The organism is Pradoshia sp. Z6_59, from assembly GCF_058267515.1.
On sequence record NZ_JBZCPP010000011.1, the window covers coordinates 20,788 to 35,663 of the forward strand.

10 protein-coding genes are annotated in these 14,876 nt (G+C 34.0%); 7 read left to right on the forward strand and 3 right to left on the reverse strand.

Annotated features, from left to right (window positions below; genetic code table 11):
- Positions 1–328: 328 nt before the first annotated feature.
- The 5 genes from galE to AC4D4B_RS12600 all read left to right on the forward strand — a co-directional run bounded on the left by galE (position 329) and on the right by AC4D4B_RS12600 (position 10,414).
- Positions 329–1,297, forward strand: coding sequence for a UDP-glucose 4-epimerase GalE (galE, locus tag AC4D4B_RS12580; RefSeq protein ID WP_491000064.1), 969 nt, complete (start codon positions 329–331; stop codon positions 1,295–1,297).
- Between the two features lie 185 nt (positions 1,298–1,482).
- Positions 1,483–2,367, forward strand: a complete 885-nt coding sequence (gene galU, locus AC4D4B_RS12585; protein WP_490994978.1) for a UTP--glucose-1-phosphate uridylyltransferase GalU — start codon at positions 1,483–1,485, stop codon at positions 2,365–2,367.
- Positions 2,368–2,506: 139 nt separating this feature from the next.
- Positions 2,507–4,948 carry a CDP-glycerol glycerophosphotransferase family protein gene (locus AC4D4B_RS12590; protein WP_491000065.1) on the forward strand — a complete coding sequence of 814 codons (2,442 nt, stop codon included), beginning with the start codon at positions 2,507–2,509 and terminating at the stop codon, positions 4,946–4,948.
- Positions 4,949–5,047: 99 nt separating this feature from the next.
- On the forward strand, positions 5,048–8,395 hold the full coding sequence (locus AC4D4B_RS12595) for a CDP-glycerol glycerophosphotransferase family protein (protein ID WP_491000066.1): 3,348 nt from the start codon (positions 5,048–5,050) through the stop codon (positions 8,393–8,395).
- A gap of 33 nt (positions 8,396–8,428) precedes the next feature.
- A complete protein-coding gene (locus AC4D4B_RS12600; RefSeq protein ID WP_491000067.1) occupies positions 8,429–10,414 on the forward strand; it encodes a DUF6270 domain-containing protein in 1,986 nt (661 codons plus the stop codon).
- Between the two features lie 59 nt (positions 10,415–10,473).
- Here the strand turns inward: AC4D4B_RS12600 and tagU are convergent, their stop codons facing one another.
- The gene (gene tagU, locus AC4D4B_RS12605; protein WP_491000068.1) at positions 10,474–11,412 is read right to left on the reverse strand and encodes a polyisoprenyl-teichoic acid--peptidoglycan teichoic acid transferase TagU; all 939 of its coding nucleotides are present in this window, start codon (positions 11,410–11,412) and stop codon (positions 10,474–10,476) included.
- A 249-nt stretch (positions 11,413–11,661) separates the two neighbouring features.
- On the opposite strand from tagU, the gene AC4D4B_RS12610 reads away from it, so the two are divergent.
- Both AC4D4B_RS12610 and AC4D4B_RS12615 read left to right on the forward strand, forming a co-directional pair.
- Entirely contained in the window at positions 11,662–12,294 is a 633-nt protein-coding gene (locus AC4D4B_RS12610; RefSeq protein ID WP_491000069.1) for a glycoside hydrolase family protein, read from the forward strand.
- Positions 12,242–12,823, forward strand: a complete 582-nt coding sequence (locus tag AC4D4B_RS12615) for a right-handed parallel beta-helix repeat-containing protein (RefSeq protein WP_491000070.1) — start codon at positions 12,242–12,244, stop codon at positions 12,821–12,823. Before AC4D4B_RS12610 ends, AC4D4B_RS12615 begins: the two co-directional genes overlap by 53 nt.
- A gap of 325 nt (positions 12,824–13,148) precedes the next feature.
- On the opposite strand, the gene tagD is transcribed toward AC4D4B_RS12615, so the two are convergent.
- Together tagD and AC4D4B_RS12625 are read right to left on the reverse strand one after the other, a co-directional pair.
- Complete coding sequence (gene tagD / locus AC4D4B_RS12620; protein WP_490994972.1) at positions 13,149–13,544, reverse strand: glycerol-3-phosphate cytidylyltransferase; 396 nt, start codon at positions 13,542–13,544, stop codon at positions 13,149–13,151.
- Between the two features lie 245 nt (positions 13,545–13,789).
- Positions 13,790–14,863, reverse strand: a complete 1,074-nt coding sequence (locus AC4D4B_RS12625) for a C40 family peptidase (RefSeq protein ID WP_491000071.1) — start codon at positions 14,861–14,863, stop codon at positions 13,790–13,792.
- Between the last annotated feature and the right edge of the window lie 13 nt (positions 14,864–14,876).

The following is a 14,876-nucleotide window of genomic DNA, read 5'->3' on the forward strand; positions in this document are numbered from 1 at the left end:
TAAGGGTATAAGTTTATCGGCTGTGGAAACTATAGTAGGAAAGTTGTTACTAAACTGAATAAAAAATTGAAAGGGTAAGATTTCCTGAATAGTAATATGAGGCTGCCGACATTTTTAATGGCTTTTTATTTGTAAAATATGGATAATCCGTTGATATATATAAGTATTTAGAAAATGAGTGTTCACCTAAATAAATTTGGAAGTATGGGTAATTAGACTCTTTGTAGTGAAATATATGTCTGTTTCATAGTTACTCTATTTGTGTTAGTATCTTATTATATTATATTAATGAAATTAAATTTTTGAACCACCGAAGGGAGCATATAGCATGATTTTAGTAGTTGGTGGCGCTGGATATATAGGAAGTCATTTAGTGAAAGAGCTGATAAAAACGGAAGAAGTTATCATTTTGGATAATCTATCAACTGGGTTTCGATCTTTAGTGGATCCTAAAGCTGTTTTTGTCGAGGGAAATCTTGGCGATGAATCAGTCTTAGATCAAATTTTTACTACTTATCCAATTAAAGCTGTCATGCACTTTGCTGCAAATAGCTTGGTTGGTGAATCTGTGCAGGAACCATATAAGTACTATCAAAACAATGTCGCGGCTACTTTGACATTATTAAATAGCATGAAAAAACACAATGTGATGAATTTTATCTTTTCCTCCACTGCGGCTACGTACGGTATCCCTAATGTGGATTTAATTAATGAGGAACAACCAACGAATCCTATTAATCCATACGGCCGTTCTAAACTAATGATTGAGCATGTTTTAGAAGACTTTTCGAAAGCATATGGGCTAAATTATATTGTATTACGCTATTTCAATGCAGCAGGCGCTCATGAATCAGCGGAGATTGGAGAAAGTCATGATCCTGAAACTCATTTAATTCCAATCATACTTCAACATTTATTAGGACAACGTGAAAAAATATCTGTCTTTGGCACAGATTATGATACGCCTGATGGAACATGTATAAGAGACTATATTCATGTGACTGATCTGGCGAACGCACATATCCTGGCGTTAAATGCCTTACTTGATGGTAAAAAGTCTACAGCCACCTATAATCTGGGGAATGGAAAAGGATACTCAGTCAAAGAAGTGATTGAAACATGTGAAAAAATTACTGGAATAAAAGCAAATATTGATTATGCAGACCGTCGTTCCGGTGATCCTGCCAGACTCGTTGCCTCTGCAAGTAAAATATATGATGAATTAGGTTGGCAGGCAAAGATTAATTTAGAAGATATTATTGCAAGTGCCTGGAAATGGCATCAGAAATCAAAATAACTTCCTATATTAAAAAAGGAAGCTCGAGAATTCACAAAACGTCCTTTCTGTTGGAAAGGTTATAATGACTCTTAATGCATTCGTTTGTTATATATCCTATGATATAGTACGATAATCCAATGAACTTGGGATATTAAAGTTTACTAGAATTATAGAGACTTATAGATTGAAGGGAGAAATTAGTTTTGAAAAAAGTAAGAAAAGCAATTATACCTGCTGCAGGATTAGGAACAAGATTCTTACCTGCTACTAAATCAGTTCCAAAGGAAATGCTTCCAATTATAGATAAACCAACTATTCAATATATCATTGAGGAAGCTGTTGCTTCTGGAATAGAAGAAATCATGATTATTACTGGAAAAGGAAAAAGAGCGATAGAAGATCATTTTGACCGTGCAATGGAGCTTGAACAGAACCTTTTAGAAAAAGGAAAGTTGGATATTCTCGAGAAAGTTCAATATTCATCTAATCTTGCTAATATACACTATGTTAGACAAAAAGAGCCAAGAGGTTTGGGACATGCCGTATGGTGTGCGAGACATTTCATCGGTGATGAACCATTTGCTGTATTATTGGGAGATGACATTGTTCAAAATGACACTCCATGTACTCAACAGTTGATTCAACAATTTAACGAAACTGGTTCATCAGTAATTGGTGTTCAACAAGTACCGGAAAATGAGACTCATCGCTATGGAATTATTGATCCTAGCAGTAAGGACGGCAGACTTTATCAAGTTTCTAACTTTGTAGAAAAACCTGCTAAGGGTAATGCACCGTCTAACCTGGCAATCATGGGACGTTATGTGCTAACTCCTGAAATCTTTGAGATTTTAGAAAATCAGGAAACAGGTGCAGGCGGCGAAATCCAATTAACAGACGCTATTCAGACCTTAAACCAATCACAAAGTGTCTTTGCCTATGATTTTGAAGGTAAGCGGTATGATGTAGGTGAAAAATTAGGTTTTGTTAAAACAACAATAGAGTTTGCTTTACAGCATGAAGATTTACGTGAAGATGTCCTTAAGATTATGAGTGACATTGTTCATAATCAAGAACTGGCCAAATAAAATATTCATAAAGTTTTAGACTATCCCTTAATTTTTATGGGGTAGTTCTTTATATCTGGACTTTTTGGTTATCGTGAAGTTGTTTCGTTATGTAAAGACATTTTAAAATTACACAATATGTATAAAGGGCGTATATGAATTGAAGGAACTTGAACTAGTAGATATCGATATGAAAGATGGCTGTCTAACAGGGGCCTTTGAAACAATTGACCAATCTGCAAAGTCTTACTCACTTATATTGAAGAATAAAAACACGCAGGCTAGTTATCCGGTTGAGATAATGGTTAAAGAACGTATAATCCATTTCAATTTTAATCTCAAAGAGGTCAAAGAAATGGAGATTAAGACCCCTGCTCATTATGATGTATTAGTTAGAACTGATAAAGCGTATTATAGACTTACTGTTCGCATGAAACATTTAAAAGAGAAGCTGAAATATGCATGCTCTCCACAATTGCTTCATGGAAGTCAGGAGATTCTAGCCTCTGTTAAGCGTAACCGATTGTGTTTAACAATTGGTGACACAAGGCTCTTATCAGAATCGAAAAATAATTTATCAAAAAAAGTAATTCGGGACTTATCGATTGATATAGAGAAGAAGGCCATATCATTTAAACTGATAAATTGTACATGTAATCATGATGTATTAAAAATCGTATTAGTGGAAAGAAAATCAAAACTCGAATGGATTGAGAAGATCCAGGTGATTGCTGAGAGTAATGATATAGATGTCCAAATCAATTTATCCGAGTTTGTCACACAACATTATAATCAGTTCTCGAGATGGGATTTATATATTGAAGATGAATGTTCCGATAGATACAGAATTGGAACGTATGATGTGAAATTTGGTCCCAAATATGAACGATACTTGGTGGAGTTACCTACTCCTGGTGTAAATGTCTTAGTTCCCTATATCACGGATTATAATGGCCTTTCAATCGTTATAGGAGACCCCACAACGATTAGAAGTGAAAAACTAAATATTAAAGCTAAAGTTAAAAAGTTTCATATGCATGGAAGCACTATTAAAGGAAAAGTGGTGCTTGATTTTAAGGAAGTCAGCAGTTTAGCTTCTGTGAAGAGTCTTGTCCTTCAGTATAGAAGTAAGGTTGATTCAATCAAATATGAATTTCCTTTAGAGCGTATTAAAGAGAGAGGATCCGACCGTATTGTCTATTTCAATATTGATATCGCTCAGCTTGAATTAGAAAATTACTATTGGGATTTCTACATTGCTGTTGAATTCATGGGTATGGAATACTTGGTGCGCTTGAGAAACCCTTCAAAACGAGTGAAGTGGCGTGTTAATAAACAGTTCAGTAAACAGGAATACCACTATTCAAATGGCTATTGGGTATACCCCTATATCACTGGGGTGAATACGTTAGCTCTTTTATATAAAGAAGAAGAAAGATACGAATCCTTATCCTATCGGTTAAAAGAGAGAGCAGCGTTAATGACCTATTGGTTATTGAAATGGTATTTTGATCGGAAAAATATTTGGCTGTCCTTTGAAAAGTTCGCTAACAGTGCTCAGGATAATGCTTTCTACTTCTTTGAATATTGCTATAATCATCAAGTTAATAGGCAGCTCTATTTTATTATAAAAGAGGATTCACCTGATTATGAAAATGTCCGGCCGATGCAAAGCCAAGTACTGCATCATATGAGTTTTAAATATATGGTTTATTTATACGCGGCCAAGGTTTTAGTGTCATCAGAATCCAAGGCTCATGCCTATGACATAAGAGCACAAAAAGGGCTCTTAAAAAAGGCTATTAGTAACAAAAAACATGTCTTTTTACAGCATGGAGTTTTAGGCTTAAAAAAGGTAGATTATATTTATAAAAAGACAAGTAAGAATGCAGTTGATTTGTTTGTCGTTTCCTCTGATTATGAGAAAAGCATAGTCAAAAATAATTTTGGCTATAATGAGGATGAAATCATCGTAACTGGACTCAGCCGTTGGGATGTGCTGGAGGATCAATCTAATGGTCAATCGACCATCTTGATTATGCCGACATGGAGATCGTGGATGGATGATCTGCCTGAAGAAAAGTTTGTTCAAACTGAATATTATCAGCAGTATAAATCCTTATTAAACTCTACGCCTCTTTTTGACATTTTGGAAGAGTACGATGTGAAGCTTAACTTTTTCATTCATCCGAAGTTTAAGGCATACATTAATCAATTTAAAACCGAACATGAACGAGTTACGATTTATGAATTTGGTGAGGTAAAACTTAATGAGCTATTAATGAAGTCGAGTATGCTAATCACAGATTACTCAAGTGTAGCTTGGGATATGTATTATCAGCATAAACCGATTCTTTTTTATCAATTTGATTTTGAGGATTACATGAAATACCAGGGTAGTTATATAGATATGGAAACTCAGCTTTTTGGAGATCGAGCTTTTAGAGTTAATCGATTAATTGAGTTGATAGAAGAGTATGCGCGTCATGATTTTAAAGAAAAAGAAGAGTATGCTGCACTTAGAAAAGAGTATCTTGCATATACCGATCATGAAAACTCAAAGAGAATTATACAAGAAATTAGAAAACGAAATATCGGATAGATAGTGCTTTTTTGTTAGTTTGGTAAAGGGGGAGTACAATCAATCGTACTCCCTTCTGAAATAAATAAAGCAGGATAAAGTTAAGGAGCTTAATTTTCAATGACTAACGATGTAATCATGAGTTCTTATAAAATAGATAAAAACAAACTTTCTATATCAGTTACAGAAGGTTTATTAAGTGAACATAAAGAACTGAAAATAGTATTAACCGATCGAGAAACACAACATCAAAATGAATATGAAGTGACCGTCACAAGAGAGTCAGATGCTTATACGATTGATTTGAATCTTGACCAGGTTGATTTTTCCTCACCCATAAAGTCTATACTAGATGTGCAACTTACTATTGATAATATGAATACGGTTAAGCTTATTCAGCCTGTGGCTAAGAATAAGGATCGTTCCGTTAGATATCATAGAAATTCCTATCATATTCATTCAAAAGCTGTTGCTGTACCTTATTTAACCTTACAAAATTCCTTGGCTATCCTTTATGGAGATAAAAGGGAAGTATATAGTAGTTACTGCACGTATGTAAATGATTTAGTCACAGTGGAAAATGTTCAAGTCATAAATAATAAACTAGGTTTTGCGGTTTCTCAAATCGATTTTAAGCAAGCAGATGATATATATTTCGAAATGAATAAAAGAGATTCTGAAACAAATGTACTAATTAATCATCAAGCAGATGAAAGCAATCACTTTGTATTAGATTTAGATGGGGTTCAGTTGGATACAGATTCTCAATATGATTTATTTCTAAATATAAAGTCTGGACGGATTGTTCATGCATATCGAGTGGGAACAAATGAAGCAAAGCAGGCATTAAATAAGATAAAAATTACGAATGTTTTAAGTATAGTACCTTATATTAATGGTAGTGGTCAGCTTACATTAATAGGTATGGATGAATGGCCTTCAGGATTTAGTGAAATTACCGAGAACCTCTATTTCGATGGCATTTCCGTCCATGATGGAAGACTTACTATCTTACTATCGGAATTGTCCCGGAAAAAAATTAATGAATTATCAGATTGGAATTTGATTTTAAGAAATACGACTAGCAATGAACAAATGATAATTGATAAAAATCTTTATAAAACAGCCCCTGCATCTATTGAAATTGATTTAACTGGTATGCACTCTAGTATATCAATTGATACGGATGTTAGTTGGAGTTTTTATATCCTAATCGATAATCAGGAAAAGAAACCTACTGAGATTTATCAATTTATCAAGCCTAATGAGTGGCTTGAAAGTCCAATAAATAGATATCAACAAGCCTTTTTAGCAGAAGATAATATGAGAGGGATCGTCTATATTACTTCGAAAAATACAATTGGCCTAACTTTTGGGGATCGATTTAAGATTCCGCAAATTGCCTATAATAAAGTATCAAGTTTAATAAATATAAGCAATCTTGTGTGTAAAGAAGATGGAACTGTTCAGTTCCAGTTAGTGGATATGAATATACAAGATTTAAAAATGGCACGTGTGATCTTAAAAGAACGTGGAAATATCGATGTCTGGGAATCTGAGCTGGAAACAGAAATTGATATGCAAAATAACAACCTTACCTTATATCTAAGTGATTTCATAGACCTCTATCAATACAATGTATCCAGATGGGATGTTTATTTAGAATTAACTTACAATAATATGATTGTTACTGGTAAGATTGGTTGCTATGACGAGCCGTTGTTGCCTAAACATCAGCGTTATTATGCTCCTATTGCTGTCAAAGGGAATATGTTATTTGTACCTTATTTATCGATATATAACGAACTTTCATTGGTCGTTAATGATAAAATAGCTATCTCCAATGAAATGGTTTCTTCCACGATTTCTTTAACTGATTTTAGTATGAAGAGATCTGTTGTTAAAGGTACAACAGAAGTTGAAATTAAGGATGCAGAGCATTTTACTGTTGATCAAGTTATGTTGAAGTACCGAGGAAAAGCAGATGAAGATATTGAATATCTTTTCCCTGTTATCCAAACAAAAAGAAAAGAAGGAAAATTAGCCATCCAATTTGAAGTAGATTTAGCTAAGGTCGAGTTACAGCCATTCTACTACGATTTATTTATAGTCATAAAAATGGACGGCAAAGACTACCCGATTAAGATTAAAAATCCAACTAAAAAGGTGAAGAAGGCGATTGATAAAAAAATTGTTCGCTACTCATACACCTTTAGCAATGGATACTTTGTATATCCATATATTTCTACCGTGAATACTCTGGCGTTTACGTATCGTGAGAAACCGAAATATGAGTCGCTTCCTTATAAAATTAAGGAAAACCTGGCTTATATCACATATAGGCTCTTTAAGAATCATTTTGATCAAAAGGATATCTGGCTAAGCTATGAAAAGTTCTCAGAAGGTGCTCAGGATAATGGATATTACTTCTTTAAATATTGCTATGAGAACAATAAAAAATCAGATTTCTACTATATTATTAAAAAAGACTCTGTAGATTACGAAAATATTGCACCAATGAAGGATAAAGTTGTAGAATTTATGAGCTTTAAATACATGATTTATATGTATGCGGCTAAGCTTTTAATATCCTCTGAATCTAAGGGACATGCATACGATATTAGGATTCAGAAGGGAAGATTAAAGCGTGCTTTAATCAAGAAAAAGCATGTTTTCTTACAACATGGTGTTACAGCGTTAAAACGAGTTGATTATGTATTTAGAAAGACAAGAGAAAACGCTGTAGATCTGTTTGTCGCGACTTCTGATTATGAACACGATATTATTAAGAAGTATTTTGGATATGACGATGATGAAATTATTACGACAGGCTTCTGTCGTTGGGATGTTTTAGAGGATAAGTCTGGAGAAGAAAAAGAAATTTTTGTGATGCCGACTTGGCGAACATGGATGGATGATCTGCCTGAAGATCAGTTTTTAGAAAGTGACTACTACAAGAATTATGTTGGTTTCTTCCAATCGGAAGAATTAAGTCAACTATTGATACAAAATAATATCAAGTTGAGTTTCTATATACATCCAAAATTTAAAGCTTATATTGATACCTTTAATGTGGATAACCCAAACATAAAGGTCTACCAATATGGCGAAGAAAAGGTAAATTCCTTGTTGATGAAATCATCTATGTTAGTTACTGACTATTCCAGTGTCGCATGGGAAATGTTCTATCAAAAGAAACCAGTTGTATTCTTCCAGTTCGATTTAGAAAAATATAATGCTTTTCAGGGAAGCTATCTTGATATGAATACAGAATTATTTGGTGACCAAGTGTTTACTGTTCCGCAACTAATTGATCAAATTAAAGGTTATGTAAAAAGAGATTTCAATGAAAAAGAAGAATTTGGTGCCATGAGAGAAAAGTATTTTAAATACGTAGATAAAAACAACTGTGAAAGAACATTCGATGCTATAATGCATTCCAAATTGGTCGACAAAAAGGACAAGTGAGAGAAGGAATCTATATCCATTGGAGGATGAGAGATGTTTACATTAAAAAATATTCTTTTTGAAGAACAATTTCTTATCATTAAGTTCAGCAGTGAAAAAAATTTTGATACTTTAAAAGCTGAGATTCGGCTAAAAGATATGACCCGTTATGCAGTTGGTTCCTATACTCAGTTTTCTGAAATGAAAGTAACAGGTTATGCCGGAGAGTATGAGCTTAGACTGGACTATTCCTTATTTACAGAACAATTTATCCTAAACAACCTTTCAAGACAGGTTGTTTGGGTCTATATTTATAATGGTGAAAACTATTATGAATTAAAAGTAAATCCAAGCTTGAAGGAAAAGATTAAATCCACGGATTCCATAAAGATATGTCAAGTTGCGCAGATTAACCCGATGAATAAGGGGAATAATACACTTGCTCTCAATATCACTAAATGTAAAGAAACGATAGAATTAAAAGATATTGAGATAAATAAGGATCATATTCTATTGAATATTAAGGAGATAGGAAATTTCCCTCTCCTTAATATTTATTTGAAAAAACGTGTTTTTAAAGATACCCTTATCTATTCTGAAAGTATTTTATTGAATAAAGTTGGTTCTAATAAATTCATGTTAGCTTACAATGACTTAGAAAGCATAGGCTATGATTCAGTTAATAATATGGATTTTATGGCGGAGCTAACTGATCAAAACGTTTCAATTGAGGTTCCAATCTTATCAAAAAAAGAACTTACCCATACTCACTTTGAATTTAGTGATAGTATTAAATCCAAGTTATATTTAACAACGAATAAAAATTTAGCCATAAGAGCTGAAAAACTATATCCAGCAGTGGATGTTCAACATGTATCTGAGAATAAGATTGTGGTTAATCTTTCAAACATTGATGATCAGCTTCTTCATGAGTTGAAATGCGGACTTTTCAGGGTAAGTAAGGTTGTCAACGATGCTGAAATGATTTTGTATAAAGAAATCAATTCAAAAATTGAGGATAAAACTTTAACCATCGATATGAATACAAATATCCTCTTATCTGATATCGATGTAAATCAGGAGTATCTTTATACAATCATGCTTTATATAGATAATGGAGAATCTGATAGGAAATTCCGATTATCATATCCTGAAAAAGTAGAATTGATGCTGGATCACTCAAATTTTGCAATCAAATGTATAATCGAAAATGAAATGAGATTCAATATCCAACCCATTGCGAAATCACCTATAAGATTGAGTATTTTGGGAAGTTGTTATTCAAGAGCTGCATTTAATAGCTCTAATCCATATTTCAATCCTGATTACAAATATTATTTTAGCTTAGATTACAGCCATTTTTGGATTTCATTAATAAGTGCCACAAGTAAAAAGATTGAGTTTGATAAGACATTATTTAATGATGTTCCAGAAAAAGTCTTGATGAATATTGCGAGAGAATATGAAAAAACAACCTTTGAAGAATTACAAAGGAGTGGCAGTGACTACGTTATTTTAGACTTTTTTGTAGATGCTGTTCATGGTTGCAGAAAGCTGCCTGATGGAAGATATTTAGGGCAAAATGGAGACATGCATCAATCTTACTACTATAAACATCATATCTTAAAAGAGACTAGCCAATTCGATAACCGAGATCCTCAATTCTGGAAGGTTTGGCAATCTGCTTGTGATGAATTTATTGCTAGACTTTTAGAAGTAGTAGATAAAAATAAAATTATTCTCAATTGGGGTTGCTTATCAGACGCTTATATAAATGATAAGGACCAAGTTTCGAGCTTTAGTAAAGATAAGAAATTCAGTAAGACTGATATAAAATTTATTAACCATACATGGGATAAAATGAATAACTATTTTATTACAAAGGTACCTTCAACTAAAGTTATTGATCTCCGTAAATATAATTACAAAGCTAGTCTTGAATATCCATATGGTGGCAGTGGGCCGCATCACTACGAGAGAAATTACTACAGAAGCTTCCTGGGGGAACTTTCTAAATTAGTTTTGGGTGATAAAAATTAACAATTAATAAAAGCCAAGGAGTAAGTGATACAGTGCTTACCCCTTGGCTTTCATCTTTATTATTTATTTACCTGCAAATGTTTATTTAAAGTATTTTGAAGTTCAGTTTTATCTTCATCGGACACTTGGTAGTAATAGATTCCATCAATGGTTGTTCCTTTACCCTCTATCTGAATTTGCTCCAGTGATTTGGCCGCTTCTTTATAGTTGCGTTGGATGCTAACCATTTGAGAAAAACTTATATCTGTTTTGACGTTATCACCTAAGGCATCAAAAATAGAATCGAAACGGGTTAGTGAAGTGAGGCTTGCTCCTTCATTAATGACGGCCTGGATAACCTGGCGCTGACGCAATTGTCTGCCAAAATCACCACGTGGATCCTGTTTACGCATACGTGAATATGCCAATGCTTCTTCACCGTTAAGATCAATTGTACCTTCAGCAAAATGATGTCCCTCAGAAGTGAAGTCTAAATCGTTTACAACCGTTACTCCGCCCACAGCATCGACAATTTCTTTAAAGCCTTCCATATTGACCTTTACATAGTAATCAATCGGGATATCAAGGAAGTTTTCGACAGTATCCATTGACATTTCAACACCGCCAAAAGCATAGGCATGATTGATTTTATCTTGTGTACCTCTCCCAATAATCTCTGTTCTTGTATCCCTTGGAATACTTACCATCTTCACAGATTCAAGGATGGGGTTAACAGTAAGGACAATCATCGTGTCTGAACGACCCCTATCCCCTTCTCTTTCATCCACTCCAAGTAGAAGTACAGAAAATGGTGTTTTATCTTTTAAACTCACTTTTTCAGTTCTTTTGCTGGAACCGTCACGTTCGGTTGGATTATGCATACTTTCAACAGCATTATTCAGTGAATTATAAACCATATAAGCATAAACCCCGCCAGCTAGCAATAAAAGACCTATCACAATTAATAAGACTTTAACCCAAGTCCTTTTTTTCTTTCCTTTTCTTTTTTCTGCCCGCATAAAGTAACCCCATTTTGAAATATTTTTAATACAAATTCTATTATAATACATTTATAGACTGGATATATGTATAAAAATAAGTTTTAATGTAGAAATTTGTTGGAATGTATATACAAAAGGTCTTCTTTTTTATGGTGATCTTTTAATTTTTTTACCTTTGGGATTTATGCTGCTAGTTAGTTTGTTTGAAAATTATGGTAAAATAAAAACAGGTTAAAAAACACCAAGATAAATCAAAGGGGGAATTCTTTGCGTATTACTAAATGTATGCTGATTTTTCTTCTGTTGCTGACTATACCAATTAGTCTCCATGCAGAACTAGCATCCGCTGCAGGCAAGGTATACACAATATCACCATCAAGCAGTCCGAAGGATAAGTCATATAAAGGATACTCTACGTACAATAGTTCAACCAAACACTATTATTTGATTAGGTCGTACTTGGAATTATTCGAAAAGAACGGCGGAGGGACATTGGTGCTTTCGAAGGGTACCTATACAATCTCTAACACTTTATATGTTCCATCTAATGTGACCATTCGCTTGAAAAATGGAGCCACACTTGTGAAAGGAAGCAAAAGTGGAACGTCCAAATTTAAGGCGTCAAAATCGATGTTTCAGTTGATCAGTCCTGCTAAAGCAAGTAAGAGTGGTGTTTATGGTGGATACAAAGGAGAAAAGAATATCTCCTTTATCGGTGAAGGCAATGCTACTATTAATTTAAACTATATAAAAGATAGCCTTGCTATTATCGCCGGACATAATAAGAATGTAACCATCAAAGGAATTACATTCCGAAATATGTATTCCGGCCATTTTATTGAGATGGATGCAACTGAAAAAGCCATTATTTCTGGCAACACATTTATTAATTCCTCCTGATAAATCGACAAATGGCTGGAGTCAAAAATGGAGTAAGTATGATAAGACTCCCAATAAAAATATTACCATTGAAAAAAATACATTTCAGAATTTAGATCGGGCTATTGGAACACATAAATATTCTGGCAGCAAATATCACGATCGCGTTACTATAAAGAACAATACAATCAAAAAAATGCGTAAAGATGCAATTCGTGTGATGAACTGGTCTAACACTATTATCACTGGAAATACGATTATTGATGTAGATGCCAAAAAGAATGGGCAAAGAGGTATTTTAGTCAGCGGTGCCTCCAATCCTACGATTAAAAATAATAAATTTGAAAAAGTATCAAGAGCGATGCAATTCATGCCGTGGAAAAATGATGGTCCGGGTTCACAATATGAGGTATCCTATAATCATTTGAGTAAACAAAACCTGAAAGATTTGGCTAATAATAAAGCAACGAACACTGCAGAGAACTTTGTTCGCATAAACAGTATCTATAAAGAGTTTGCAAAAGGGACTCAAAAAATAATGTTGAAATGATTATAAGGAGCCATTTAAATAATTTTGCTCTGACTATAGTCAGGGTTTTTTATTTGTACAAATTAGCTATTCATTTAGAAGCTAAGAGGGGGAGTCTGATTACCCTGTGATTGAGTTATAGGGAAATATAGAACGGGTTAAATGGCATGCACTGATGTGGTGTTTTCAATAATGAGATTGTTCAGGCGTATGGAAAATAGTTGAAATGAAAAAAGGCGTATGGCTTAAAGCTTATGGAAGACTGAAGGAGAACAGAGTCTTTCTCTTCGTTTTTGATGGAGTGGACGAAAAAAAAACTACCCAACCACACTGGATAGTTTTTTGCTTATTTATTAACTGCAAATAAATCTTCTTTAATTTGAGATGTCGAAATACCGATTGTACGTGGTAAATAGACCACTTCACAGTATTCCTTCAAGAAATCAAATTTACCTTCCCAATCATCACCCATAACAAAAATATCGATGTCGTGATCAATAACATCCTGAATTTTTTGTTCCCATGTATGCTCAGGAATTACTTCGTCTACATAACGAATCGCTTCAAGAATCATTTTGCGATTTTCAAAGCTATGATAGGATTTCTTATTTTTTAATTTATTGAATTCATCAGATGAGATGGCCACAACAAGGTAGTCACCCATTTCTTTTGCTCTTCTTAATAAATTGATATGTCCCCAATGCAGCAAGTCAAACGTACCATAAGTGATTACTTTCTTCATGAAGGGTCTCCTCCCATGTAGTAGTTTTAAAGTCTTCATTACATATTTAACCAAATACCAAGAGACGAAACCAACTAATACAATTATATTAACTTATATCAAACTTTGCTAAATTCTGCAAGTAGCATCATGTAATTAAAAGTCATACACACAATAATTATATATTAAATGGTTTTAAAACTATTGTCTATGTATGTATATGGTAATGAAAAAAACGCCTGCTACATGGCGTTTTTTCAATTCTATTAGTAAAATCTCTTAAAGCTTGAGAAATGCTTCTTATAATAGGAATTACTTAAACTGACGATTCTTACTCCGCTGTTATCAGCATTAATGAATTGATTGTCCCCAATATAAATACCTAAGTGAGAAATCCCCTTTTTATAGGTGTTTTCGAAAAAGACAAGATCACCTGGCTGCGGAGTGTCTACATAATAAGAACGGTCATAATAACCTGCAGCTGAATAGCGATTGATGCTATGTCCTGCTTTGTTAAACACATAATAAATGAACCCGCTGCAATCGAATCCCTTAACAGTAGTTCCTCCAAATACGTATTTAACACCCAATACCTTTTTACTCTCTTCAATCAATTTCTTTGCAAAGGCAGATGATCCGCTTAACTCATCCTTTTCCTTTGTCACTGGAGTAGCAGGCTTTGTGGAAGCTTTACCTGAAAGAACCAATTTTTGTCCGATATAAATCATATCAGATTTAAGGTTGTTCAACTGTTTGAGTTGGGCAACAGTTGTACCATATGCTTTGCTAATTCGGCCTAATGTATCCCCTTTTTTGACAATATAGCTCGTATTAGAGGTTGGTGGTTTAGCAGGCTGAACGTTGGTATTTGGTGCAGGTTTAGGTGCCGGTGCTGCAACAGGTCCATTATTATTAGTTGAATTGGATACCTTAAGCACTTGGTTTGGATAGATGACAGTGCTTTTTAGATTATTCCAGCGCATAAGATTGGTTACGGTAATTTTGTGCTTAGATGCAATTTTGGATAGATTATCACCGGCAACGACTTTGTATGTTTTGGCTGTGGATGTATTTACAGGCGAAGTTTTTGCCTTTGGTTTCACAGTTGGAGTCGTGCTGGTTTTCTTTACATTTAGAACCTGATTAGGATATATCAGATCTGACTTCAGGTTATTTAGCTGCTTCAATGCTGCGACTGTTGTCCCACTTTTATTAGCAATGGCAGACAAAGTGTCTCCCTTTTTGATTGTATAGGTATGGGAATCAGCGGAAGCAGAATCGGCGTAAGAAGCCGCTATAATCGCTGCTGCTGCAAAAGCAACTACTTTTTTTTTCTTCAATATGACCTCTCCC